Source organism: Luteibacter sp. OK325 (assembly GCF_003050935.1).
In the GTDB taxonomy this organism is placed as follows: domain Bacteria; phylum Pseudomonadota; class Gammaproteobacteria; order Xanthomonadales; family Rhodanobacteraceae; genus Luteibacter.
The window spans coordinates 551,437-577,498 of the sequence record NZ_QAOX01000001.1; the positions used below are offsets into that span (position 1 = coordinate 551,437).

20 protein-coding genes and 1 pseudogene are annotated in these 26,062 nt (G+C 65.9%); 7 read left to right on the top strand and 14 right to left on the bottom strand.

Going from position 1 to position 26,062, the window contains the following annotated elements; translation table 11 throughout:
• Positions 1–36: 36 nt before the first annotated feature.
• Positions 37–3,471 (top strand): ankyrin repeat domain-containing protein, encoded by a 3,435-nt coding sequence (locus C8J98_RS02410; protein WP_107910554.1) that lies wholly within the window; start codon positions 37–39, stop codon positions 3,469–3,471.
• Positions 3,472–3,505: 34 nt separating this feature from the next.
• On the opposite strand, the gene C8J98_RS02415 is transcribed toward C8J98_RS02410, so the two are convergent.
• The 8 genes from C8J98_RS02415 to ugpC all read right to left on the bottom strand — a co-directional run bounded on the left by C8J98_RS02415 (position 3,506) and on the right by ugpC (position 13,973).
• The gene (locus C8J98_RS02415; protein WP_107910556.1) at positions 3,506–5,314 is read right to left on the bottom strand and encodes a monovalent cation:proton antiporter-2 (CPA2) family protein; all 1,809 of its coding nucleotides are present in this window, start codon (positions 5,312–5,314) and stop codon (positions 3,506–3,508) included.
• A 134-nt stretch (positions 5,315–5,448) separates the two neighbouring features.
• On the bottom strand, positions 5,449–6,438 hold the full coding sequence (gene hemB, locus C8J98_RS02420; RefSeq protein ID WP_107910558.1) for a porphobilinogen synthase: 990 nt from the start codon (positions 6,436–6,438) through the stop codon (positions 5,449–5,451).
• 102 nt (positions 6,439–6,540) lie between these two features.
• Positions 6,541–7,311, bottom strand: coding sequence for a heme ABC transporter ATP-binding protein (locus C8J98_RS02425; RefSeq protein WP_107910559.1), 771 nt, complete (start codon positions 7,309–7,311; stop codon positions 6,541–6,543).
• Complete coding sequence (locus tag C8J98_RS02430) at positions 7,308–8,345, bottom strand: iron ABC transporter permease (RefSeq protein WP_107910561.1); 1,038 nt, start codon at positions 8,343–8,345, stop codon at positions 7,308–7,310. The genes C8J98_RS02425 and C8J98_RS02430 overlap by 4 nt, the downstream gene beginning before the upstream one ends.
• Entirely contained in the window at positions 8,342–9,322 is a 981-nt protein-coding gene (locus C8J98_RS02435) for a hemin ABC transporter substrate-binding protein (RefSeq protein WP_107910563.1), read from the bottom strand. The genes C8J98_RS02430 and C8J98_RS02435 overlap by 4 nt, the downstream gene beginning before the upstream one ends.
• Positions 9,319–10,392: a ChuX/HutX family heme-like substrate-binding protein gene (locus C8J98_RS02440; protein WP_199229780.1), complete on the bottom strand. Its 1,074-nt coding sequence runs from the start codon at positions 10,390–10,392 to the stop codon at positions 9,319–9,321. The genes C8J98_RS02435 and C8J98_RS02440 overlap by 4 nt, the downstream gene beginning before the upstream one ends.
• 13 nt (positions 10,393–10,405) lie before the next feature.
• Positions 10,406–12,712 carry a TonB-dependent hemoglobin/transferrin/lactoferrin family receptor gene (locus tag C8J98_RS02445; protein WP_158272574.1) on the bottom strand — a complete coding sequence of 769 codons (2,307 nt, stop codon included), beginning with the start codon at positions 12,710–12,712 and terminating at the stop codon, positions 10,406–10,408.
• A 163-nt stretch (positions 12,713–12,875) separates the two neighbouring features.
• Positions 12,876–13,973 carry a sn-glycerol-3-phosphate ABC transporter ATP-binding protein UgpC gene (ugpC, locus tag C8J98_RS02450; protein ID WP_107910566.1) on the bottom strand — a complete coding sequence of 366 codons (1,098 nt, stop codon included), beginning with the start codon at positions 13,971–13,973 and terminating at the stop codon, positions 12,876–12,878.
• Between the two features lie 225 nt (positions 13,974–14,198).
• On the opposite strand from ugpC, the gene glk reads away from it, so the two are divergent.
• Positions 14,199–15,239, top strand: coding sequence for a glucokinase (glk, locus tag C8J98_RS02455; RefSeq protein ID WP_107910568.1), 1,041 nt, complete (start codon positions 14,199–14,201; stop codon positions 15,237–15,239).
• Positions 15,240–15,248: 9 nt separating this feature from the next.
• Here glk and C8J98_RS02460 read toward each other — a convergent pair whose 3' ends face one another.
• The 5 genes and pseudogenes from C8J98_RS02460 to secB all read right to left on the bottom strand — a co-directional run bounded on the left by C8J98_RS02460 (position 15,249) and on the right by secB (position 20,583).
• Positions 15,249–15,533 carry an addiction module antidote protein gene (locus C8J98_RS02460; protein WP_046966539.1) on the bottom strand — a complete coding sequence of 95 codons (285 nt, stop codon included), beginning with the start codon at positions 15,531–15,533 and terminating at the stop codon, positions 15,249–15,251.
• A 71-nt stretch (positions 15,534–15,604) separates the two neighbouring features.
• Positions 15,605–15,850: pseudogene (locus C8J98_RS22450) on the bottom strand (type II toxin-antitoxin system RelE/ParE family toxin); the annotation flags it as partial.
• A gap of 70 nt (positions 15,851–15,920) precedes the next feature.
• A complete protein-coding gene (locus tag C8J98_RS02470; RefSeq protein ID WP_107910569.1) occupies positions 15,921–18,929 on the bottom strand; it encodes a DEAD/DEAH box helicase in 3,009 nt (1,002 codons plus the stop codon).
• Positions 18,930–19,050: 121 nt separating this feature from the next.
• The gene (locus C8J98_RS02475) at positions 19,051–20,088 is read right to left on the bottom strand and encodes an NAD(P)H-dependent glycerol-3-phosphate dehydrogenase (RefSeq protein WP_107910570.1); all 1,038 of its coding nucleotides are present in this window, start codon (positions 20,086–20,088) and stop codon (positions 19,051–19,053) included.
• Between the two features lie 3 nt (positions 20,089–20,091).
• Complete coding sequence (gene secB / locus C8J98_RS02480; RefSeq protein WP_046966536.1) at positions 20,092–20,583, bottom strand: protein-export chaperone SecB; 492 nt, start codon at positions 20,581–20,583, stop codon at positions 20,092–20,094.
• Between the two features lie 304 nt (positions 20,584–20,887).
• Here secB and rpmB point away from each other — a divergent pair, with 304 nt between their 5' ends.
• Positions 20,888–21,124 (top strand): 50S ribosomal protein L28, encoded by a 237-nt coding sequence (gene rpmB / locus C8J98_RS02485; protein WP_046966535.1) that lies wholly within the window; start codon positions 20,888–20,890, stop codon positions 21,122–21,124.
• 11 nt (positions 21,125–21,135) lie between these two features.
• Positions 21,136–21,300, top strand: a complete 165-nt coding sequence (gene rpmG / locus C8J98_RS02490; RefSeq protein WP_046966534.1) for a 50S ribosomal protein L33 — start codon at positions 21,136–21,138, stop codon at positions 21,298–21,300.
• 493 nt (positions 21,301–21,793) lie between these two features.
• Here rpmG and C8J98_RS02495 read toward each other — a convergent pair whose 3' ends face one another.
• A complete protein-coding gene (locus C8J98_RS02495) occupies positions 21,794–22,987 on the bottom strand; it encodes a fatty acid desaturase (RefSeq protein ID WP_107910571.1) in 1,194 nt (397 codons plus the stop codon).
• Positions 22,988–23,230: 243 nt separating this feature from the next.
• Here C8J98_RS02495 and C8J98_RS02500 point away from each other — a divergent pair, with 243 nt between their 5' ends.
• From C8J98_RS02500 to C8J98_RS02510, 3 genes are read left to right on the top strand one after another with little or no spacing between them, the layout of a single operon-like run.
• Entirely contained in the window at positions 23,231–23,962 is a 732-nt protein-coding gene (locus tag C8J98_RS02500) for an ABC transporter ATP-binding protein (RefSeq protein WP_107910572.1), read from the top strand.
• A complete protein-coding gene (locus C8J98_RS02505; RefSeq protein WP_107910573.1) occupies positions 23,959–24,714 on the top strand; it encodes an ABC transporter permease subunit in 756 nt (251 codons plus the stop codon). Before C8J98_RS02500 ends, C8J98_RS02505 begins: the two co-directional genes overlap by 4 nt.
• Positions 24,714–26,060 (top strand): GldG family protein, encoded by a 1,347-nt coding sequence (locus C8J98_RS02510; protein WP_107910574.1) that lies wholly within the window; start codon positions 24,714–24,716, stop codon positions 26,058–26,060. The genes C8J98_RS02505 and C8J98_RS02510 overlap by 1 nt, the downstream gene beginning before the upstream one ends.
• Positions 26,061–26,062: the final 2 nt, after the last annotated feature.

Below are 26,062 nucleotides of genomic sequence, written 5' to 3' on the forward strand. Positions count from 1 at the left end.
CCGCGTCACCGCTGTGGCGTCCGTATACTGCCGCGCATGGCCAATCCCAAACGTCGACGACCACCGCTGATCAAGGCACTGCCCTGGTTCCTCCCTGCCCTCGCCGCTGTCGCGTGCGCCGGGCTGACCGCTTCGCCGCTCGCGCTGATACCACTGCTGCTCGCCAACGCCCTGGCCATGGGTGCGGTGTGCCATGCCATCGGCTTCGATCCGGAACAGAGTTACCTGCGCACGACACTGCGCCGGGGCTCCGCGCACGTGGTGATGTTTACCGCTTATACGTTCGTCGTCTTCGTGCTGGTCGCCTATCCCGTCCTGAAGCTGACCCAGGCACCCAGCCTCGGGTGGGCCCTGCTGCTCGCCGCCACCCTGGTCGTCGCGCTCGCCGCCCTGTGGCGCGTTTGGCCGGCCTTTGGCCTGCTTTTTCTCTGGGACGACGCCTACCCGGAAGACAGCAATAGCGGCTCGTGGATCTTCACCGCCGTCGCGCGATCCATCTCGTTCGGACGCCACCTCTCTGCTGAGGAACGGTTCTTCTCGCATTTCGTGCCGGCTGCCCTTGGCTTGCTGATACTCGCTTTCTGCGCCGTCGCGTTGGCCGGCCTCTATGGCGTCTTTCCGTCCGAGATGCGCTTCGCCGCACTCGGCATTTACGGCGTCGTGCTGCTGCCTGTCTGTGGCATGGTGATCGCCAACCGCACGCTGCGCGCGCTGCTCTGCGATCACCGTGGGCACATCCGCACGGCGCGCGCCGAGCCCCGCCGTGAACCCGTCGTCGAAGCCCCGGCCGCACCCACCCCGATTCCCGTGCTCTCCAGCGAAGAAAGCCAGCCGGGTGTTCGTGAGCGCGCCCTGCTCGCCGCTGCGCGCGAAGGCGATATCGCCCGCGCCGTGGCACTCGTCGAAGCCGGCGCCGATCCGAACACTGGCGCGGAACCGGGCGACCGCGACCAGCGCCCGGTGCTCACCCTTGCCGCACTCTCGCCCGATATGCGGCTGCTCCGCGCGCTCATTGCGCGCGGCGCGCAGGTCGACCGTTCGCAGAACGGCGTCACCGCGCTTATCGCGGCCACGCGTGACAGCTGGCATGGCCGTCCGGAAGCCGTCCTGACCCTGCTGACCAACGGCGCGAATGCTTCCGGCACCGACGCCGAGGGCAACACGCCCTTGCACGGGGCCGCGCTTGGCGCCGAACCGACGGTAGCCGCGATGCTGCTCGACGCTGGCGCCTCCGTCGACGCGGTGAACGCTGCCGGCGACACCTCGCTCGCTATCGCCTGTCGCGCGGCCAATTGGGCGCTTGCGCGCTTCCTGCTGGAGCATGGTGCCAAGCCGGCGCCGGTCGGTGGCGAGCCGGCCCTCGTGGCCGCGGCGGGTATCGCGGACGACGACGCCGAGGGCGTGAAGGTGCTGCTCCGTCACAAGGGCCCGGTAAACGCCGTCAATGCGTCGGGCCGCACGGCCCTCATCGCCGCCGCCGCCGAGGGACACGAACAAATCGCGCGTACCCTGCTGCAGGCGAACGCCAATCCCAATCTGGCCGACCGCCATGGAACCACCGCGCTGATGGAGGCCGCCCGCGCTGGCGCCCACGGCATCGTCCAGCTACTTGCCGAAGCCAATGCCGACGCTTCACCGCGTGACGGTCACGGTCGCGACGCCCTCACCCTCGCCAGCCAGTCTCCGCGTGCGCAGGCGACTACGGTACGCGCGCTGCTCGCCCTGGGCGCGCAACCGAAGGAACCGGGCGCGGACGGCCGTAGTGCGCTCGACCACGCGGCGGCAGCCGGCCGATGGGACTTCGTCGCCCTGCTCGATCCGGAAACGCCGCTGCCGACCTCGCTCAGTGAATCGGTCGTGCCCGAAGCGGGTGCCGACTCGCCGATGCACCTCTACGACGCCCTGCGCTTCGGCCACTGGGCCGTGGCTTCGACGTTCGCCGGCAAGGTGCGCGAATGGCCCCCGGAAGAACTCGCCGCGCTGTATGTCGACCTCGCCGGCACGGGCTTCGAGTCCGCGCGAGCATGGCTGCTGGATCATGGCCTGGGTGCCGAAACGCGCCTGGCCGTGCCGGCGGACGAACCGAACCTGCTTGGCCGACGCCTCTTCGACGCCTTGCTTCCGCAGCTGCCGCAGGCCGCCGATGCCCTCCTCCAGCTGATGCGCGCCGGTGCCACGCCGGCGGGCGCAGGCCTGCTCGGCCAGGCCATCTGCCGCCTCGACGGCGCCGACGGCGCCGACGAACGCCTTACCCTCGCCATGCTCGAGGCCGGCGCCGATCCCTATGGAGCGGACAGCCGGGGTCGCACTCCCATTCACATGGCAGCGGCTACCGGTCGCGTGGCCCTGCTCGATGCGCTGCTTGCGCGCGGCATGGATCCGAACGTGCGCGACGCGGGCGGACGTACGCCGTTGCATGCGGCGCTGGAACAGGGCGGCGAGAGCCTGCCCCTGGTACGCCGGCTGGTGGCGCATGGCGCCGACCCCGAGGCGGCTGATGTCAACGGCGAAACGCCTTACGGATTGGGTATCGGCCACGGCGACGTGGAGCGCTGGCTCAGCTGGGCGGCCTGGCCACTGCCGCGCCGCGCCCTGCGCGCCGACGACCTCCCCGCCGCGGCAGGTGCCGGCGACACGCAGGCGGTGGATCGCCTGCTCGAACTCGGTTTCGGTGTAGACACGCGCGACGCCCAGGGAGCCACCGCACTCCTGCGTGCCGCCGGTGCCGGCCAACGCGATGTCGTCGCGCATCTTCTGTCCGCTGGCGCCGATCCGACCGTCACTGCCGCTTCTGGCATCACGCCGCTCGCCGCCGCGGTCAATGCGCGTCGCGAGGGCATTGTCGAGCTTCTTCTTTCGCGCGGCGTCAGCGTCGACCAGCGCCTGCCCGGCGATGCCACGGCGCTGATGATCGCAGCAACGCTCGGTTATCCCGAGATCGCCGACATGCTGCTCGCCCATGGTGCCGATGCGAACGCCGAAGATGCGCATGGTCACACGGCCCTGCACGCGGCAGCCCAGTATTGCTTCGGTGGCAATGACAGCCTTCGTGCACGCCGCCTGCTCGACATCGTGATCGGCAAGGGCGCCGACGTGAACAAGGCAGACAAGGACGGTGCCACGCCCCTGCTGCTTCTGCTCGGCGCGCACATGCGTCCGGGCAGCGTGGCCGATGCGACTCACCTGGGCGCGCTGGTCCCGGTGCTGATCGACGCCGGCGCAAAGCTTGAACACGCCGATCACCGTGGCGTCAGCGCGCTGCACGCCAGCGCCATGCACGCCTTGCTGCCACCGGCGCGCGTCCTCCTGCACCGTGGTGCCAATCGCAACGCCGCCGACGCATTCGGCCGCACCGCGGGCGATGTGGCGCGTCATCTGGGCTTCGTGGATATCGCGCACGAACTGGGCACGCGCGTCGGCGCCATCCCCAGCGTGCGACAGACGCTGCGTCAGCCCGCCCAGCCGGACTGACGGGCCGCCTGGCGGGTGCGCTCGGAAGGCTGACTCAGTGATCTTCCTCGCGCACCCGCTCCTCGACCGCATCGGCTTCGAACAGCTGCTGGAGGTCGTGGAGCGCATCCTTCGTGCTCTGCATCAGTGCCGCGTCGTCGTCGTACACGAGGTACTGCGCGCGTAACACCTGGCTGTCGTGCTTGCGGAAACGCGCGATGCGCGCCTCGACAACTTCGGGCGGCATGTCGAGCGATTCGAGCACATGCCGGGTCATCTCCAGGCTGGAGTAGAAGGTCTCGCGCACGGGGTCCTCCACGCCGATATCCATCAGGCGGAACGCGTGCTGGCGGTTGCGCGCACGGGCAACGATTTTCAGGTTCGGGTACTGCCGGCGGACGAGACGGGCCGTGCGGATGTTCGCTTCCGGATCGTCGGTGGCGATGACGAATACCTCGGCCTTGTCAGCCTGCGCCGCGCGGAGCATTTCGGGGCGCCCCGGGTCACCGAAAAACAATGACGTGCCGCCGAAGCGGCGCGAGGTTTCGACCTGCTCCACCGAACTTTCCAGGGCAACGAACTGGATGCCCTGCGCACGAAGCACACGAGCGACGATCTGGCCCATGCGTCCGAACCCCGCGATGATGACCCGTGGGGTATCGGCTTCGATCGTATCGAAGGCGCGATCGGGCTTTCGCACCCGCTCGTGCACCAGGCGCGATGCCGCCAGCACGAGCAGTGGTGTCAGTGCCATCGACAGCGAAATAGCCATCACCATCAGGTTGCGCTGGCTGTCGTCGATCAGGCGGTTCTGCTGGGCAAGGTTGAGGATGACGAAGGCGAACTCGCCGCCGCTGGCCAGCACCGCGGCAAGGCGGACCGAATCGGCCGAGGTGAGCCCACCGACAAGCTTGCCCAGGGGCACGATAAGCAAGGCCTTCACGGTCAACAACAGGGCCACCATGCCGAGCACCATCAGCGGCTGCGCGACCAATAGCGCGAGATCCACCGACATGCCGACGCTCACGAAGAACAGACCCAGGAGCAGGCCCTTGAACGGCTCGATGTTCGATTCCAGTTCGTGGCGGTATTCGGAGTCGGCCAGCAGCAGGCCCGCGAGAAAGGCGCCCAGGGTGGTCGAAATGCCGGCCAGTTCCATCAGCCAGGCCGTGCCCATCACCACGAGCAGCGCGGTGGCGGTGAAGACCTCGGTGCTCTTTGCCCGCGCCACGAAACGAAACACGTGACGCAACAACAGCCGGCCACCGACGATTACGGCGAAGATCGTGCCCACCACGCGGATCACGCTCATGATGTCGGGCGCGTGCGTGTCGCGCGCCAGGGCGCCACCAAGCAGCGGCACGGCGGCAATCAGGGGGATCGCGGCCAGATCCTGGAACAGCAGGATGGCGAAGGCTTGTCGTCCGTAGACGGTGCCGGCTTCCTTACGCTCGGCGAGGATCTGCAGGCCGAACGCGGTCGACGAAAGTGCGAGGCTACCGCCGATGATGACGGCCGCTTTCCAGGTCAGGCCGAACAGGAAGTAGCCCATCGCGCCGATCGCCAGCCCGCAGGCGAGCACCTGGAGGCTGCCGCTGCCGAACACGGCACGACGCATCACCCACAGTCGCGAGGGTGAGAGCTCCAGGCCGATGACGAAGAGCATCAACACCACGCCGAAGTCGGAGATCGTGGCGACGCCTGCGGTATCGCTTACCAGCCCGAGAACCGAAGGGCCGATGACAACGCCGGCGAGCAGGTAGCCGAGGACGGCGCCGAGGCGGAATCGCTTTGTAAGTGGCACGGCGACCACCGTTGCCAGCAGAAAGACGACTGCCGTCTCGAGGAAATGATGTCCATCCATCCCGTGACTCCCGAAAGATCGCCTTCGATTATGTCACGGGCACGCCTGCGCGATTTGGACGAAAGCAGCTTCATCGAGGCGATGTGGGAGCCGATTCATCGGCGAAAAGCCAACGAAGCGGCGAGGCCTCGGACTTACCCCTTCAACCAGCGCGCCACGTCCACCGCAAAGTACGTAAGAATCGCATCGGCCCCGGCGCGCTTCATCGCCAGCAGCGACTCCATCACCACGGCTTTCTCGTCGAGCCATCCGTTCTGCGCGGCGGCCTTGATCATCGCGTACTCGCCGCTTACCTGATAGACGAAGGTAGGCGCGCCGAAGGTGTCTTTAACCCTGCGCACGATGTCGAGGTACGGCAAGCCAGGCTTGACCATGACCGCGTCGGCGCCTTCGGCCAGATCGAGCTCCACCTCGCGAATGGCTTCGTCGCTGTTGCCGACGTCCATCTGGTAGGTGTGCTTGTTGCCCTTGCCGAGATTCGCCGACGAGCCCACCGCGTCGCGGAAGGGGCCGTAGAAGCTGGAGGCGTACTTTGCCGAGTACGCCAGGATGCGTGTATGGATGTAGCCGGCATCTTCGAGTGCTTCGCGAATGGCGCCGATACGGCCGTCCATCATGTCCGAAGGCGCCACGAAGTCCATGCCCGCCTCGGCCTGGGCCAGCGACATCTTGATCAGGGCCTCGACGGTGGGCTCGTTCATCACGTAGCCGTCTTCGTCGATCAGGCCGTCCTGGCCGTGGGTAGTGTAGGGATCGAGGGCCACGTCGCCGATCAGGCCCATCTCGGGGAAGCGGTGCTTGAGTTCGCGCGTCGCGCGCTGAAACAGGGCATCGGGGTTCCAGGCCTCGCGCGCATCCTCGGTCTTCGCCGAACCGTCGACCGATGGGAACAAGGCCAGCGCTGGAATCCCCAGGGCGACGCATTCGGCCGCGAGCTTGACCAGCTCGTCGATGGAGAGGCGTTCGACGCCGGGCATCGAAGGCACCGGCTGGCGCACGCCTTCGCCCTCGACGATGAAGGCGACCATGATCAGGTCGGCAACGGTAAGGACGTTCTCGCGCATGAGGGCGCGGGAGAAGGCGTCGCGGCGCATGCGGCGCATACGTACGGCGGGAAAGGTCATGGGACGGCTGCCTGCTCGGTGGCGATCCGCCCATTTTACTCCCGGCAGGGCCCCTGTCAGGGCGCCAAACCGTCGCAGGCCCGGTCATGGCGGCTGCTACTCTTAAAGAGCGTCGATCGCGCCTCCGGCATGGCGCCGAAGCTGGATGCCATAGATGTCCGATAGCAAAGCGGGCTCCAGCGCCTCCTCCGGTTTCGCATGACGCAAAAGCGCCCCACCAGCCAGCACGGCGACCTCGTCGGCATAGCGAGCGGCCAGATTCAGGTCGTGCAGCACCGCGATCACCCCGAAGCCTGCCGCCGCGCAGGCGCGGGCCCGCCGCAGGATGAAATGCTGATGCGCGATATCGAGCCCCGCCTCTGGCTCGTCGAGCAACAGCCACGCGCCTGCCGCCGCCCCTTCCCATATCTGGGCAAGCACGCGGGCAAGCTGCACCCGCTGCTTCTCACCGCCGGACAACGCCGTGTAGCGCCTTCCGTGAAGACCCCACGCGTGCGCCGCGCGCAGCGCGGCATCGACGATGCGATCGTCACGCATGGAGTCGGGCAGATGCGGGCTACGACCGAGACCGACCACTTCCTCGACACTGAAGCCGAACTCCAGGTCCACGCGCTGGGAGAGCATCGCGCGACGCCGGGCCAGTTCGCGCGGCGGCCAGCTCCCCAGCGGCCGGCCATCGAGCACGACCTGCCCTTCATCGGCTTTGAGCAGCCCCGCCATCGTCGACAACAGCGTGCTCTTGCCGGCGCCATTCGGGCCGACGAGAACGAGCAGCCGGCCCGGGGTGGCCGTGAGCGACACGTCACGCAGAATCAGGCGGCCGCCGCGAAGCATCCGCAAGGCCTGCGCGCAAAGCGTAGACGTGGGGCTCATCGCATGCCCTCCCCGATCCGTCGGCGCAACAGCAGCCACAGGAAGAACGGACCGCCGACCAGCGCCGTGAGCACCCCGATAGGCAGCTCACCGGGCGCCACCACCGTGCGCGCCAGCGCATCGGCCACCACCAGCAGGAAGGCGCCGCCGACAGCCGATGCGGGCAGGAGAAAACGATGGTCCGGACCGAACAACATGCGCAACAGATGGGGCACCACCAGGCCAACGAAGCCGATCACGCCGCTGAACGCCACCGATGCGCCAACGGCGAGGGCAACCAGACCGACCAGCAAGGGTTGCAGGCGTTGGGGTCGAAAGCCGAGCAGCGTCGCTTCGCCCTCGCCCAGCAATAAGGCGTTCAGGGCGTGCGCGGCCTTGGGCAGGCACAGCAGGGGCAGGACGACCCATGGCGCCACCGTCGCCACGCGAGTCCAACTGGCGCCGCCAAGGCTACCCAACGACCAGAACGTCAGGTCGCGCAGCTGATTCTCGCTGGCCATGAAGGTCAGCAGGCCGACGCCGGCCATGGCGATGGCGTTGATTGCCACGCCAGCCAGCAGAAGGTTGGCAACGCCAGCACGTCGACGGCCAAGCACGTACACCAACGAGGTCGCCGTCAGGCCGCCGGCGAAGGCAAGCGCCGCGACCAGCCACGATCCATTCGAGCCGCCCAACACGATGGCGGCGACAGCTCCGAGGGCCGCACCCGCCGAAACACCGATCAGGCCGGGGTCCGCCAGCGGGTTACGGAAGAGGCCCTGCATGGCCGCCCCGCCGCTGGCCAGCGTCGAGCCGACCAGCATCGCCAGCAAGAGCCGCGGCAAGCGCAGCATGAGCACGACGTTATCGTCGCCGCTCGCCGCCGCTCCCTCCAACCACCGCACGATCGCGCCCGCCACCTGGCTCGCGGGAATGTCGATCGCCCCATGCGACAGGCTCCACAGTGCCGAGGCGACGAGCATCGCCACCAGCGCGACCAGCGCGGTACGGCGACGCGAGTGCGGTCTGTGCAGGGCGGTGGTGACGGCATTCATGGCGCCACGGTTGCCCAACGACGCTGTAGCTCACTCGCCGCGGCGGGTGTACGTGGCCCGAAGCCAAGCAAGGCCTGGCCTTCGACGAAATAGATGCGACGTGCCTTGCCCGCTGGCGTGTCGGCCACGCCCGGGAGCGTGAGCACCCCGTTGATGCCGCCGACGGCGTCCTCGCTCTCTTTCATCAGCAGGATCGCGTCGGGTTTCATCGCCACCAGGGCCTCAGGCGATACCGCTTTGTATCCCTCGATGCCCGTGGCCACATTGACCCCTCCAGCCAAAGCGATCGCGCGGTCGGCCGCTGTCTCGCGGCCTGCCGCCATCGGACTGCCCTGCCCGGTCGACATCAGGAACACCGTTCGCGGATGCGACCGCATCGCCGTCACGGCGGTAGCCAGCGACGCGAACTGCCGGGCGACATCGGATGCGAGCGCGTCGGCCTCCTTGTCGTGCCCGGTCAGCCGACCGATCGCGCGAATCTTGTTTTCGATATCGGTCGCGCTGCGCGAGGCTGGCAACGTCTCGATACGAATACCCGCGTCGTGCAGCTGTGTCATGACCGAAGCAGGGCCGGCATCGTGCGTGGCGAGGATCAGGTCGGGGCGCAAGGCGAGCACGCCCTCGGCGCTGAGCTGACGCACGTAGCCGACGTCCGGCAGTTTCGTGGCGGCTTCAGGCCACCTGCTCGTGCTGTCGACCGCGGCCAGTTCACCCTGCGCGTGGATGGCGTAGATGGTTTCCGTCACGTCGCCGCCAAGCGAAACGATGCGCGATGCGGCGAATGAGCCCGATGACGCCGCGAGACCGAGCAAAAGAACCACGACGGGGCGGGCACCGTGTGGGAGCCGCTTCAGCGGCGAAAGGCGCTGCGTCATCTCCGCTCCGTTGGCTTTTCGCCGATGAATCGGCTCCCACATGCCCTCGTTCGCCGCTGAAGCGGCTCCTACAGGAGCGCGGCCGCTTGCCTGCTTCTTCATGAGTGCCCCTCCAGCTTCGCCAGCAGCGCCCGCCAGTCGTCGCGCTCCGGTATGCCCGGCTTGCGCTTGCCGAACACCTGCACGATCTGCGTGCCGTCGTTCGCATAGAGCTCGAGTGAGGTCACCACACCTTCGGGCACCGGCTTGCGCACGATCCAGCTGCTGGCGATGGCGTCGCTACGCAGATGCAGGTTGAAACCGTCGTCGAGTACGTTGAGCCAGGGGCCGACCATCTTCACCGTGTGCACGGGACCGGTATGGATCTGCACGACACCCGGCGAACCGACAAAGATCATCAACGACTCACCGCCGACCGCGGCATTCTCGAGCACGTGGCGCATGGCGCCGTCATCGACACGCGTGGCGAACTCGCTACCGACCAGGCGCAGTGCCTGCGTGCGCGTTACCTTGTGCTTCTTGAGCAAGGCGAAGAAATCGTGTGGATCGCGAAGCGCGCGCCAGTGATTACGCAACGAGTCGATATCGACGGCGGCGTCATCGAGACGGGCCGGAAGGGGATCGTCCACGGCGACGCAGTCGATCAGTGGCGACTGCACCGCCGCCGTGTAGCGATGAACCAGCGAACGCCATGCCGGCTGGTTCGTGGCGTCGGTGGCGTACACCTTGTGCACCGCACGACCGTCACCGTCGAAGAACTGAAAGCTCTCCAGCTCGCGGCCGTGCGAGGTCTCGCGCACGGCGAAGCCATAGCGCCAATGCCGCAGGAACAAGCGCAGGTCGATGTCCTCATCGAGCACGATGCCCATGACGCCACCGATATCGATGTTGTCGTACCTGCCCTTCTTCTCGTGCACGCAGTACGCGTTGCGCGTGAGCGCCATCACCCGACCCAGGGTGGGTAGCTCACGAATGAGCTCCGGGAGCTCGCCTTCGAGGCGGGTCACGCCGTCGCCGACGCGGCTGGCCACGAGCGCGCCCTCGCTCACGCCGAGGCGTTCAGCCGCATCGCGCGCGCGAAGGCCGGGCTCGCTTTCGCGCAGGCGACGCCAGTCGCTGATCAATGCGGGGATATCGATACGCGGGGCCGTTGCGGTGTGCATGTCTTGCATGGCGGTCAACTCCTCAGAAGGTGTAACGGGCCGAAACGGTGATGGCACGACCGGGCATGGTCAGGCGTTCGATCTGGGCATTGCGGACCTGGGCATCGTCGACGCCACCGCCCATGGCGACGTTGGTCAGCACGCCGCCATGCAACGAGCCCCAGTCCCAGTACTTGCGGTCGGCGAGATTGGTGAAGCCACCCATCAGCTCCAGCGACTCGGTCGGTTTCCAGTGTGCATAGAGATCGATGGTGGCGTAGCCAGGGGCGCGGAAGATCGCCGACGTGTCGAGGCGAGACTTACGACGCACGCCCTTGCCGAGCAGCTCGACGCCCCAGGCCTTCGCGTCGTAGGAGATCCCGAGCACGGCACTCAGGGGGTCGACGCTGTTCAATGGCGACCAACCGGACTGGCCGACCACCTGCTTGTCACCCTTCGATGCAGCGAGGTTGCCCTCGATGCGCCAGCCCTGCAGCGCGTCGCTGAGCGTACCCAGGCGCAATCCACCGGATGCCTCCACCCCCTTGATCGTCGCCTTGGGGAAGTTCACCGCCTGCATCACGATCAGCAGGTTCTGGGTGAGCGCCCATTGCGGCCACTGGCTGCGATCCAGCGTGTAACCGCCATAGATGAAGTTGCGGTAACGGTTGTAGTACGCGCTTGCGGAGAAATAGCCGAGATCGCCGTTGCCGCGAACACCGAATTCCACGCCCTTGCTCGTTTCCGGCTTCAGCGACGGATTGGGCACGATGCCGTACAGACGCGGCGTACCCCAGGCCACGGCGAGCTCGTTATAGAGCGGCGGACGGAAGCCCTGCGCATACTGTCCGTAGACCTCGATCGCGTCGGTCGCCGAGTAAGACACGCCAAGCTTCGGCGAAAACCTGCTCTTCGTTACGTTGTCCAGGCCGTCCTGCACGAACGAGCTGTTGTAGTACGGATCGGACATATCGGGCTTGAACGCGTAATGGTCCCACCGCACGCCCGGAGTAATGCGCAATTTACCGTCCAGCAGGGCGATTTCGTCCTGCGCGAACAAGGCATAGCGATCGGTGTCGTTCTTCGGGAAAAAGCGCAGCGGATAGTTCTCCGGCATGTACGGTGTATTGCTGGAGACGATGCCCGTGCGAATGTCACGACCTTCACCACCGAGATCACCCGTTGGCGTGGTGCGCGAGACTTCCATGCCATAGGCGATGCGCTGCTCCACGCTGCCACCGGTGATCGACTTGAACAGATTCAGCCTGGCGCCGTAGAGACGTTCGTCGAGGTTGCTGAGATAGAGGCGGTCGTAAGTGGCATTGCGCGAGGGCACGTTGGCCAGCGTGCGCGTGGTCGATTCGGTCTCGGATTTCTGCCAGTACACGTCCCATTCGAGGCGATCGACGATACCCAGCTCGATGTTCGCGTACCGCTGGCCCACGGAGAAACGAGCGCGCGTCGCGCGATCGTCCGCCTGGTCGGTGAGAAGACGCGTAGTGCTGGCCTGACCGAGTGCGCTCAGTACATCGGTGCTGACGTTACTGCGGTACATGTCGACGGTGACGCGGTCCTCGCGGCCGGTCGGCGCGACGTGGACATACTTGCCGAGCACGCTGGTCGTATTCTGCGACAGGGGATCGGGTCGTGTGCGCAGGTAGTTCGTGCTGTCGATGTCGCCCTTGTTGTTCAGTGCGCCACCTTCGCGATGATCCGCGACGAACACGATGCCGTCGGTCGGCGTGCCACCGGCGAGGGTCAGCGAGGTACCTAGCGAGCGATCCGCACTGCTATAGCGCTCTTTCACCGAGACATAGACGTCCTTGCCTGCACGCAGGTAATCCGATGGATCCTTCGTGACATAGCGAACCGTGCCGCCGAGCGCGTCGGATGGATCGAGCGCGGAAGCCGGCCCCCGGGTGATCTCGACACTTTTCAACGTGTCCGGGTCGACGAAGCTGCGGCCCGCGCGCATGCCGGTCGTCGAAAAGCCGAACGAACTCGAGGCGGAAACGCCGTCGGTAAGGATGGCGACGCGATTTCCGTCGAGACCGCGGATGTTGAAACTGTCCAGGCCCCAGCGACCGGCCGTGCCGACGGCCGAGACGCCCGGCTCGTACTTCACGAGGTCGCGGATATCGGCGACGAGGTGGCGATCCATCTTCTGGCGGTCGATGACCGAGACGGTGGCTGGCACGTCGAACTTGAAGGCCGATCCAATGGCCGTGACGGTGATGCGCGGCAGGTCGTCGGCGTTGGCCGCGGGAGCGACGGCGTCGGCGGCCAGGGCGACGAGCGGGCAGGCGAGAGCCGCGCCGGTGAGCGCAGCGAGGACATTCTTTGGCAACACGTGGTGCTTCCTTCGCAAGGTCGTGCCGGTAACGGCACGGTTCGGGAGCTTGCGAAGGAGGCGTCGTGCCTCCGGCTGGCGGCCGGTTCGGGGGGAGAGTCTGCGCCGCCTTTCGTCGGGTGGCGTCAGCGCATCTTAATAAGAATGGTTCTTATTCACAAGATCATGCGACGTCGATACGCGCGGTAGATTCCGGATCGAAGAAATGCAGGCGCTCGGCATGGAAGCCCAGGGCGATTTCGCTGCCCGGCTGCACCGTGGAGTACGGCGGTACTCGCGACACGAGCTCGTCGCCCGCGTGACGCATGTTGAGAAAAACCTCGTTCCCTACCGGCTCTACCACATCGACGTGCGCCCTGAAGCGCTCATCCACCCCCGCGTGGTCTGCCACGGTAAGCAGGTCTTCCGGACGAATGCCGACGACCAGCGCCTTGTCGACATACGACGCCAGCGGAGTGGCGTCGGTGCCAAGGAGCACCGTGCCCTCCTTCATTTCCAGGCGCAGTCCATCAGCGCGACGCAACGTACCGTGGAACAGGTTCATTGCCGGACTACCGAGAAAGCCCGCCACGAAAAGATTCGCCGGCTTGTTGTACAGGTTCATCGGCGTGTCGAGTTGCTGGATCACGCCAGCGTTGAGCACGACGATGCGCTGGCCAAGGGTCATCGCCTCGATCTGGTCGTGGGTGACATAGACCATCGTGGCGCCGACGCGGCGATGGATGCGTGCGATTTCCACCCGCGTCGAAAGGCGCAGTTTCGCATCGAGGTTCGACAACGGCTCGTCGAGGAGGAAGACCGATGGATCACGCACGAGCGCGCGGCCGAGCGCGACACGCTGCCGCTGTCCGCCGGACAGTGCTGCCGGCCGATGGTCGAGGCGCTCGTCGAGACCGAGCATCTCCGATGCCGTGGCCACGCGGCTGTCGATATCCGCCTTCGATGCACCGCGCAGGCGCAGGCCGAAGCCGAGGTTTTCGCGCACGGTCATGTGCGGATACAAGGCGTAGTTCTGGAACACCATGGCGATATCGCGATCCTTCGGCGCGACATCGTTGATGACACGGTCGCCGATCATCATCGTGCCGCCGGAGATCGACTCGAGACCGGCAATCATGCGCAACAGCGTCGTCTTGCCGCAGCCTGACGGGCCGACGAGGACCATCAGCTCACCGTCAGCGATCTCGAAGCTCGCCTCCTTCAGCGCCACGTGGCCGTTCGGATAAACCTTGCGCACCTTGTCCAGGCGGACGGCTGCCATCACTCACTCTCCCGTTGGGTCCCGGTCTGTCAGGCAACTGCCTGCCATTGCCCCGGGCAATGCGGTATTCTGCCAACGTAATCGTTTACGTCAAACTGTCGGTTAGCCTGTCACATCCTGGAAGCGCTGTGCGTGTCAACGCAATACAGAGCAAACCGTCACTAGACGCCAGCCCCCTCGCGAGGCACCCTTGCGAGCTTCCGTGACATGACAGGTTTCCCAAACATGGCCAACGTGAGCGCCAAGGCGCCTACCCTGCTCGCCGATCTCGGCGGGACCAATGTGCGCTTCGGCATTGCGCATCCGGATGAAGATCAACCGCTTATCCAGGAAAGCGTGCGCAAGTACCACGTCAAGGACTACGCCTCGCTGGGCGACGCCGCCAAGCAGTACTTCAAGGATGCCGGCCACGAGGCGCAGCGTGCCATCATCGCGGCCGCCGGCCGCATCGATAACGGCGAGACCGTCAAGGTCACCAACAATCCCTGGGCCATCTCGGCCAAAAGCCTCGCCAAGGAGCTGGACCTCGAGTGGGTCCACCTGGTGAACGACTTCGCCGCCCAGTCCATGGCGGTGATGCTGATGACCGATCAGACGACCGCCGATGGCCACCAGGATCTCGTCCCGGTCGGCAAGTTGGCCGTACCGAAGATTGGCGCCAAAGATGAACAGACCTTCGTCGTCGTCGGCCCGGGCACCGGCCTAGGCGTGGGCGGCCTGCTTATCCGCGGCGACAAGGTCAGCGTGCTGCAGACCGAAGGCGGTCATGCCGGCTTCGCCGCGCACAGCGCCGAGGACATCGAGATCCTCAAGGTGCTCAACCTGCGCTACGGCCGTGTTTCCAACGAACGCCTGATCTGTGGCCAGGGCCTCGTGAACCTTTACGAAGCCATCTGCGAGATCTCCGGACAGAAGCCGCAGGAAGGCATCACGCCGGAAGAAATCACCAAGCGCGCCACCGACGAAACCTGCCCCATGTGTGCCCGCGCCGTCGAGACCTTTGCCGGCATCTTCGGCAGCGTCGCCGGCGACCTCGTGCTCACGCTAGGTGCGTGGGATGGCGTCTATCTCACCGGCGGCATGACCCCGATCCTCCTGCCGTGGATCCAGAAGGGCAATTTCCGCGAGCGCTTCGAAGCCAAGGGTCGCTTCCGCGACACCATGGAACAGGTGCCCACCCAGGCGATCATGAACCCGGAGCCGGGCCTGATCGGTGGCGCCGCGCTGGCGATCGTGGAAGCTGGCGGTACACCGCTTCGTCGGTGAATCAAGCCGTCATGTCGCGCGCAGGTGCAGACCTAGCGCGCGCATGACGCGCATGACCGTTGCGAACTCGGGATTGCCGTCCACGGAAAGTGCGCGGTAAAGCCCCTCCCTCGATATACCTGCCGCGCGCGAAACACGGCTCATGCCGCGTGCGCGTGCGATGTCGCCAAGCGCGGCACGAATGAGGCTGCCGTCGCCAGGATCCTCCTCGAGGCTCGCATTGAGGTAAGCCATTTGATCGGCTTCAGTGACAAGCCGTTCCACGGGATCCCATCGAGTGAACTTCTCTTGCATGCGTGCTTGTCCCATGCTTTCGCGAGCTTGGTAGCCCGCAGAATGTCGTCCTGCTGCGTTTTCTTATCGCCTCCGCAGAGAAGCACGATAAGTACCGTGGCCCGATGAATGAAGTAGATGCGGTAGCCGGGTCCGTAGTCGATGCGCATCTCGCGAACGCCCTCTCCAACGTGCTTCACGTCGCCCAGGTGACCGAGTGAGAGGCGACGAAGACGGACGTCCACCCGTCCTCGTGCGTCGCGATCGCGAAGGCCGTTAATCCAGCGGTGAAACGCTTCACTGTGAATGATCTCGTACATCGAGCGAACGTAACCCATAAGTTACGATATGTTACCCATGGATTACAAGACTCGCGTGCGATACCGACACGAATCGACGGCATGCTCATCAGGCGGATGGCGCCAGTAACGCGTCCAGGTCGCTTTCGTCGAAACTCAGCCGCTCACGACTGCCACCACCCTCGAGCACGGCGTCGGCAAGTTCGGCCTTCCGGGCCTTCAGCTCTTCGATGCGTTCTTCCACGGTGCCGGCGGTGATCAGTCGATAAACAAACACCGGCTTGTCCTGACCGATGCGGTGCGCACGATCGCTTGCCTGTGCTTCCGCAGCAGGATTCCACCACGGATCGTAGTGGATGACCGTATCGGCGCTGGTCAGGTTGAGACCCACGCCTCCCGCCTTCAGTGAAAGCAGGAAGAGCGGCACTTCGCCGTCCTGGAAACGCTGCACGGGTTCGGCGCGATCGCGCGTCTCGCCCGTGAGCGTGACGTAACTGAGGCGACGACGGTCGAGCTCTACCGCGATCAGTTTCAGCATCTCGGTGAATTGACTGAACAGCAGGACACGACGCCCCTCGGCAAGCAGCGCCGGGAGCATGTCCATCAGCAATTCGAACTTGGCCGATTCGCGCACGCCACGTGCGGCTTCGAGCTTGACCAGTCGCGGATCGCAGCAGACCTGGCGCAACTTCAGCAGGGCGTCGAGCACGATGATGCCGCTGTGCGCGATGCCACGCTGGGCAATAACCTCACGCAGTTCTTCGGCGAGTGACAGGCGCAGGCTCTCATAGAGGTCGCGCTGCTTCGGCTCCATCACGACGCGACGGGTGATCTCCGTCTTCGCCGGGAGTTCGGAAGCCACCTGCGCCTTTGTGCGGCGAAGGATAAACGGCGCGATGCGGCGATTGAGCCGCTCCTGGCATTCGACGTCCTGGTGCTTCTCGATAGGCCCGCGGTAATGGCGCCGGAACGCACCTTCGTCGCCCAGCAAGCCGGGCACGGCAAGGTCCACCTGCGACCAGAGTTCACCCAGATGATTCTCAAGCGGTGTGCCGGTGAGGCACAGGCAACGCGGGACTTTCATGGCGAGCAGTGCGCGACGTGCCTGCGTACGAGGATTCTTAACCTGCTGCGCTTCATCGAGGACAACCAGCGAGAACGGCTGCTTCTTCAGCGTTTCCACGTCGCGCGGCAGCAAGGCGTACGTTGTCAGGATGACGTCGTACTCACCCATGTGGGCAAAGGTTTCCGCACGCTGCGGACCGTGTAGCGCAAGCAGGCGAAGGCTCGGCGCGAAACGTGCCACTTCGGAAACCCAGTTGGGCACGAGGCTGGTCGGCACGACGATTAGGGCGGGCGCCAGCAGCGAGCCCGCCTCCTTCAAAGCGAGCAGATGGGTGATCAGCTGCAGCGTCTTGCCCAGGCCCATGTCATCGGCGAGAACGCCACCGGTGCCCGCCTCGGCAAGCGCATTCATCCAACGCAGGCCTTCGCGCTGGTAACCGCGCAGCTCGGCGTTGAGGCCTGCAGGCACGGCGTCGCTCGCGCGCTCGGCGGCTTCGCGCAGGCGCTTGGTGAAGCCGCGCAGTCGCTCGGGCGCTTCAAACGAGCCGCCGCTCGGTAACGCCTGGACAAGCTCCTCGAGACGACCGGCCTGCACCCGAGGCAGGTGCAGCTGCTGGCGCGGTTTTTCGAGGTACTCAGCCAGGGGCGCGAGCAATCCGCGCAACTCTTTCAGCCGCACGGGTACGCGGCGGCGTTCATCGACCGGCGCATACCAGACGGAGTCTTCCGCCTCACCGGGAGCGGGACTCAGGCTGAGCTGATGCTCGGCAAGCGCCTGCGCGACGGCCGGCAGCAGGTTGACCCGCTTGCCTTCGACATCGATACCGATTTCCAGATCGAACGCTTGGTCGGCATCGTCTTCGTTGGCCTTGCCGTACCAGCGTACCGGCCCCTCGAGAACTTCGAAGGGGAAGCTGGGCGCGTACTCGAGCAGGAAGCCATCGGCTTCGAGCTTCGGTCGCAGCGCCAGCCAGCGCGCAGGTGTGTTGACTTCGAGGGCGCCGGCGTAGCCCTTGCCCGGAAACAGCCAGGCATCGTCGGGCAAGGTGTCGGCCATGTCCCAGGGGAGACCCTCGGTATCCACGGCCGGATTGAGGCCCGCCGTTTCCAGCGTCTCCATGGTCGACAGCTCTTCGGCGCGGCGACGGCAGATCTCCAGCAGGACGCCGTTGCGCACACGCCGGACGAGGGGTTCGCCGCCGCGGCCAGGCAGGCGTTCGCCAGCGTAGTCGAAGGCGAGCCGCCCATAGGCCAACGGCGGCGTGCCAGCAGCCAGGCGCGCGTGGCGCGTGAGCGCGTGAAGGACGAGCACAGGGCGCGGCGAAACCTCGGCGCGGCGCATTTCGCCGAACACCTGCGGGGCGGGCACGCGCGGACCCATCGGCGTCGATGCCAGTTCGGCACGAAACACCGCGGTGTTCTCAGGTGCCAGCGGCGGCAGGTCGAGCCACGTCGTTTCAGCAGGATCGGCTTCGAGCGGACCGACTTCGGCGTGCTCGGCATCGAGGAACCAGAGCGAGCCGATGCGGAACAGTCGCTGGCTAGCCGGTACCGCCGGCACCAGCTTCTGGCCGCCGTCCTTTTCGAGGTTCCAGCGCCACTTCAGTGGATGCGGCTTGCCGCGCGAGAGCTGCAGGCCAGCCACCCCGCCGAAGAAGCACGGCGCGGCGTCGAGAATGTCGGCAAGCAGGTGATCACCTAACGAACCGGCGAATCGGGCGTAGCTGCGGCTCTTGCGCAGGGTCTGCGGCAGGCCGAGCAGGGTCGCCGCGAGACGCCGCTCGATATCGGTCAGTGGGGCATCGGGAAGGTGTCGGCTGTCGAGCGGTATGGGCCGCGAGTAACGGCCATCGGCTCCGAGCGTGAGCAGCACGGGTGCCACGTCGAGGCGCGCTGCCGGCTCGTGGTCGTCATTGATGGCCTCGAGGAAGAAGCCGAGCACGCTGCGCTCGCCCGCCACCGCCGGCTCGGCCTGGCCGAGCACACGCTGCCACGCCAGAGGCAGCGGCGGCGCCACCTCATTTCGTTTGCGCTTGTCGTCCGGTTGATGCATCCGTATCGATCCCGCCCGCACGATCAAAACAGGAAGCTTAGCAAAGGCAGCAGAACGTGCCCGTAAGACTTTTTTCCTGAGGATCGCCCCGGTTCAGCGAAGGGGGAGAAGCGCCGCGGTCTCAGCCGCGGCGGTTGGCGAACAAGTCGACCGGATACTCGGGCTTTTGCTCGCGTCCCATCAGGGCACGCAGGCCCTGGACGGGGGTCACCTCGCCGTGCAGGACGGAGCGGACGGCTGCCGCGATCGGTAGGTCGAGGCCATGGAATCCGGCCAGGCGGGCCACTTCATCCGCCGTGACCACGCTCTCGACCACCTGGCCGATCTCGCGTACAGCGTCCTCGAGCGAAATGCCGCGTCCAAGCGCAAGGCCCAGGCGGCGGTTGCGCGAGAGATCGCCGGTACAGGTGAGAACCAGATCGCCCAGGCCAGCCAGTCCCATCAGGGTTTCGGCACGGGCACCGAGTGCCACGCCCAGGCGGAGCATTTCGTTCATGCCACGGGTGATCAGGCCGGCGCGGGCATTGAGTCCGAGCTCCATGCCATCGGCCACGCCGGTGGCCACGGCCAGCACGTTCTTCATCGCACCGCCGAGCTCGGCGCCCAGGATGTCGTTCCCCGTATAGGCGCGGAAATCCGGCGCATGCAACAGCACGGCCAGCTCCTTGCCGAACGCGTCGTCGGTGGCGTGCACGGTCACGGCGCTCGGCAATCCCGCCGCCACTTCGCGCGCGAACGAGGGACCGGTGATGACCGCCGCCGGTCGCCCAGGCAGCTTTTCATTCACCAACTCATGCAGGAACCGACCGGTACCGGTCTCGAAGCCCTTGGTAGCCCACGAGATTTTCGCGCCCGGATCGAGCATGGGCACGATCTCGTCGAGCATCGACGCGAAGGCATGACTGGGCACGACGATGAGCACGATGCCTGCGCCACGCAGGATCGTCGCCAGGTCGGGCTCATAGCTGAGCTCGGTCGGGAGATCGAGGTCCGGCAGGTAGCGCAGGTTGCGACGCGACGCGGCCATGGCCGCGAGTGCGTCGGCATCGCGCCCCCACAACCTCGTGGGGACGTCGTTGCGCGCCAACAGCGCAGCCAGCGCGGTGCCCCAGGAACCGGCGCCGAGGACAGCGACGGTGGGTCGGGAGACGGGAGTCATCACTCAGCTGTTGAGCGTATGGGCCCCGGCGCCCTCGACCTGCTGGCGCTGCTGTTCGGCGTACAGGGCATCGAAATTGATCGGCTGGAGCAGGAACGGCGGGAAGCCGCCTTCCTGGATCATGGCGGAGACCATCTGGCGAGCGTACGGGAACAGCAGGTTCGGGCAGTACGAACCCAGGATGCCGTCACGATCCTCGCTGGTGAAGCCGCCGATGCCGAAGATACCGGCCTGGTGGACTTCGGCCAGATATGCGGTGCGCTCACCCAGGTTGCAGGTAAGGGTGAGGCTGAGGACCACTTCGAACTGCTCGTTGCCGAGGTCGACGGCCTTGTGGCCCAGGTTGAGCTGGACCTGCGGCTGGGCCTCGGTCTCGCCCATTTCCTGGAAGACCTGTGGCGCGTTCGGCGCTTCAAAGGAAGCGTCCTTGACGTAGATCTTCTGCAGGACGAGCTGCGGCTGGCCGGCCTGGCCGTTGGGGGTGATGTCTGCCATTGCGTGTTCCTCGGAAAGGCGTCTTATAGGCTGCTTCGTGCGGAGGCACGAAAGCGGGGATTGTTTCACACAACCCCGGGCGCCGCACAGTCCGGCTTGCGTGAACACGTGGAATTCTGAGAGAATGCCCGGCTTCCCTATGCCAACCCGATTCGTCGGGCAGGCCCGTCACGCGATGCGGGCCTCAAGCGGCGGGGATGCTCCACCCCCTCCAGCCATCGCGTGGCGCCCCCTTTTCATGGGTCGCGGCTGGGCCGATGCCGTCCTGGCCAAAGGGCGGTCAAATAATCTAAAGGAGGTCGCCATGGCCCGTAGATGCCAAGTCACCAACAAGGGTGTGCAGACCGGTAACAACGTCTCGCACGCAAACAACCGCACCCGTCGCCGCTGGCTGCCGAACCTGCACGAGCGTCGTTTCTGGGTTGCCAGCGAGAATCGCTGGATCAAGCTGCGCATCTCGAACCACGCGCTGCGCACGATCGACAAGAACGGCATCGACGCCGTGCTCGCCGACCTCCGTTCCCGTGGCGAAAAGATCTAAGGAGATCGAACATGGCTGGTAAGCGTGATAAGCATCGCCTGATTTCCACCGCGGGAACCGGGCACTTCTATACGACGGACAAGAACAAGAAGAACACGCCGGAAAAGATGGTGTTCATGAAGTACGACCCCGTCATCCGGAAGCACGTCGAATATAAGGAAGGCAAGATCAAGTAAGAGCGCCTCGCGCCTTGCAGATCTTCAGAAAACCCGCCGCAAGGTGGGTTTTTTGTTGTCTGCGCTCTACGATTGCCTGCTACCAGCTCACGCCGCGGCGGCCGCAAACGCAGCGGCGCAAAGACTTCGGTGACGTCGCGGCGCAGAGCCTTCGGTGCCCACCCTCGAGGCGAGTTCCGCACAAGTGGAGCGGCCGTAGGCCAGATAGATACATGGGCCGCGAAGCGGCCTTCCGCACCGAACGCGGAGGACTGTCTGAGCAGCGAGGGTGGGCACCAGGGTCTCCCCCGCGACACGCCCAAGTGTAGAGAGCGATGGCGAAGCCGAGCCCGCGAGGCCAAAGGCGAGCCATGCGCGAGGCGCGAGGTGCGAGGTGCGAGGTGCGAAAGAATGCCCGGCCTGAACGCCGGGCGCCCGGGCCCCGGCAATCCACGATGAACCAAAAAAAAGGCCCGCCAATGGCAGGCCTTTCGTCTACCAGTGAGCGAAATGCTTACGCACCCACCGCCGAATACCCCTTCAGCCTTTCAGCGAACTGCTGCAATGAGCGAATGCCGCTCTGCTCCGCCTCGACGATCCACTGCTGGAGCGACTTCAGCGCCTTGTCGGCGCCGCGCTCTTCCATCAGGGCAACCAGGCGCGCACGGAACTCGCAGACCGTGGTCAGCGCCGGGCGATTGGCCAGCGCGGCATGCATGCGCTCGCGGGCATCGTTATCCAGCCAACGGCCGCCATCGGCCAGCGCGCGGCGCACGCGACGCGGCACGGCTTTCACACTGTCCCCAGCCTGGCTGACCTCTTCGCGCATGGTCGGCAGGATGACGTTGCGGTAGTAGTCCGTAGTGGCCTGGAAGCGCAGCGCCAGCACACCCTTGAGCGTTTCGGCGTCCGGCAGGTGCACGTTGGGACGAAGGTTCAGGGTCGGCGCGACGCGCAGCACCTTGGCCAGGCCCAGCGCACGCAGCGTGCAGATCGCCGCCCAGCCGATATCGAACTCCCACTTGCGCAGGGCGAACTTGGCCGAGCTCGGGAAGGCGTGATGGTTGTTGTGCAGCTCTTCGCCGCCAATCCAGAAGCCCCAGGGCGAAATGTTCGTCGCGGTGTCCGAGCTTTCGAAGTTGCGGTAGCCCCACCAGTGCCCGATGCCATTGACGAAGCCAGCGGCCCAGAATGGAATCCAGATCATCTGGATGGCCCAGATGGCCAGACCGATGACGCCGAACAACGATACGTTGATGATCGCCATCAGGGTCGGGCCCCAGTACGGATGGCTGCCGAACAGCTTTCGCTCGAACCAGTCGTCCGGCGTGCCGCGGCCGTACTTCTCCATGTCGGCCTTGTTGTAGCTGGCCTCACGGTAGAGCGCGACACCGTCGAAGAAGACCTTCTTGATGCCGAAGACCTGCGGGCTGTGCGGATCCTCTTCGGTTTCGACCTTGGCGTGATGCTTGCGGTGAATGGCAACCCATTCGCGCACGACCATGCCCGTGGTCAGCCAGCCCCAGAAACGGAAGAAGCCGTTGAGGGTCCAGTGGAAATCCACGCCACGGTGGGTCGCGCTGCGGTGGTAATACAGGGTCACCGTGAAAATGGTGAGCTGTGTAACCACGAGCACATAGACCACCATTTCGCCCCAACTTGCGCGGGAGAGACCGTTGGCCAGGAAATCGAGCAGGGTGTCGAGCATTTAGTCGGTACCGCGCGGGAAGTGAAGGGAAAGTACAAGTGTATATCAGGAGTCTAACCACCCAATTCCATACCCACCAGCACGGTCTTTAGTGAAATGTGAAGCCGGCGGTTGTAGGAAGCGGAGCCCTTTGCGCACAATCGCCCCCATGAGCTTTCCCTTCGCCGTTCAGACACGCCCCGCCGAGGCCGCTTGTTGGCCACATGATCCCGCGAGAAGCCGGTTTTTCGGCGACGTAGGCGCATGACCGACCTCCCGCTCCTGAACGTCACCGGCCTTTTCCGGCGCCGGGCCGGCCGCGCGGCCGTGACCGACGTCTCTTTTTCCCTGAACCGCGGTGAAGTCCTCGGCCTGTTGGGCGTCAATGGGGCGGGCAAATCGACCACCTTATCCATGCTCTCCGGGGCGCTTCGGCCGGAATCCGGGGGTATCACCCTGGACGGTCGCGACTTCGTCGCCCATCCAGGAATCGCCCGCTCGCTGGTCGGCTGGCTGCCCGAGGCTGCACCGCTGTGGCCCGAACTGTCGGTGGACGAGCACCTGCTCGCCTTTGCGCGCCTTCGTGGCTCATCCCGATGGGCGGCACGAAGGGCCGCCGACGCCATTATCGGCCGGCTCCAGTTGGGGGACCTTCGTCGACGCCTGGCCGGCGTGCTCTCCCAGGGCCAGCGCCAGCGCCTCGGCCTGGCATGCGCACTGGTCCACGAGCCTGCCCTGGTCATCCTCGACGAGCCAGCGAACGCACTGGATCCGGTGCAAATCGGCGAACTGCGCAAGCTGATCCGCGAGCGGGCAGCGTCGGGTGCGGCGGTCATCCTTTCCACCCATGTGCTCGGCGAGGTCGTGGCCGTGTGCGATCGGGTGGCGATCCTGCACGAGGGGCGCCTTCGTCACGACGCCCCCCTCCATGACGAAGCGGGGGGCAAGACACTGGAAGCCACCTTCTTCGGCATTGCCACCGGAGCCGGCGCATGAGCCTCGGCGCCGTGACCCGCCTCGAGCTGCGTCGGCTAGCCGTGCGTCCGCTCGCCTGGGCGATCGCCGCCCTGACCATTGCCTGGCTGGCCTGGAGCTTCGTCCTCGGGCTCGGCCAGTTCCTCGGCGCCCAGGTGAAGCTCGCGGGCATGGCCGACGCGCCGGGTTTCACCGACCTGGTCGCCATACCTTTGCTGGCCGAGCTGGCCAAGCTGGCCTTCCTGGTCGTCCCGCTGATGACCATGTCGCTGCTTGCCGGCGAGCGGCGCACCGGCACGCTGGCGCTGCTCGCCTCAACGGGGCTCGCCCCCTGGCGGATCGTCATCGGCAAGTATCTTGCCGTCCTCCTCTGGCTCGCACTGTGGCTGTTGGCGACGCTGGCGATGCCCCTGATGGTCGGCGCCGAATCCACCGCCGACTGGGGCAAACTCGCCGCTGCCACGCTTGGTACCGCGTTACTCCTGGCCACCCTCGCCGCCATCGGGGTGGCCTGCTCCGCGGCGACGTCGTTCCCGGCGATCTCGGCGGCGATGGCGCTTATCGTGACCCTCGTGCTGTGGACGATCGACCGCGGTGCCCAGGCTGCCGGCGTGTCCGGTGGTTTTCTTGAATGGCTGACCATGGCCACGCATCTGCAGAACCTCCTGCGCGGGCTCGTCGTCTCCAGTGACCTGATCTGGTTCGCACTGGCTATCGCACTGTCCCTGATCCTCGCCACCCGCCGCCTCGGCGGCGACAGGGAGCGCCAGTAATGCGCCGTTTCGACCGCTGGTTCATCCTGCTGGCCCTGGTCGTGGCGACTGGCTGTATCGGCTTTCTCAGCTCGCGCCACGTATGGACATCCGACTGGACGCAGGGCGCGCGTGCGAGCCTCGCGCCGGAAAGTGTCGCCGTGCTGGCAACGCTGAAAGGGCCTGTCGAGGTCGTCGGTTACCTTTCACCAACCGGCCCTTTGCGCGAACAGGTGGCCGCCGTGATGGAGCGCTACACGCGCGGGAAGAAGGACCTGACGCTGTCCTTTGTCGACCCGGACCTGGATCCCGCCGCGTCGCGCCAGCTCGGCATCGCCGGCGATGGTGCCTTGCTGGTGCGCTACGCCGGCCGCGAACAACGCGTCGAAAGCCCGATCAACGAACGCAATCTGTCCAACGCCCTCGAGCGTCTCGCACGCGGCGGCGAGCGCGTTGTCGCCTTCGTCACCGGCGATGGCGAACGCCAGGCCGACGGTCAGGCCAACGCTGATCTCGGCATCTTCATGAATCAGGTCGAGCGTCGGGGCATCCGTGCCGTGCCGCTGAACTTCAGTCAGACCCAGGGCGTTCCCGAACACACCGATCTCGTCGTGCTCGCCAGCCCGACTGCCTCGTTACCCGCCGGCAGTATCGCCGCGCTGGTCGACTACGTCCGCTCCGGCGGCAACCTGCTGTGGATGACCGAACCGGGCAACGTGGATCTGGGAACCGGCGCGCTTGCCGATGTGCTTGGCGTACGCGTCCTTCCCGGCGTGCTGGTCGACGGACAGGGCAGCACGCTCAGCGTGAAGGATCCCCGCAATGTCGTGGTCGGCGACTACCCCTTCCATGCCATCACCCGCGGCTTCCGCGACACCAGCCTGTTCCCGCAGACAGCGGCGCTGGCCCAGGTGTCCGACCATGACTGGGCGGTCGTACCCTTCCTGCGCTCCGGCGAACACAGCTGGACGACCTTCGATGGCATCGACAACGACAAGCCGTCGACCATTGCCTTCCATCCGGAAACCGGCGAACTCAAGGGGCCGCTGGATTTCGGCTTTGCGCTGAACCGGCTGTCACCCAGCCCGGCGAAGAGCGAGCAGCGCGCCGTCGTCATCGGCGATGGCGATTTCATTTCCAACACGTATGTCGGCAATGGCGGCAATCGCGCCCTCGGTGAGCGTATCGTGGACTGGTTGCTCGGCGACGACGTCCTGGTAAACCTGCCGACGCGCGGCGCGCCGGACCGGGTGATTTCCCTCTCGCAGGACGGACTCAACGCGATCACGTTCGGCTTCCTGATTGCCCTGCCTGCCTTGCTGCTCGGTCTCGGCGCGGGTATCGCATGGCGCCGGCGGAGGCGCTGACG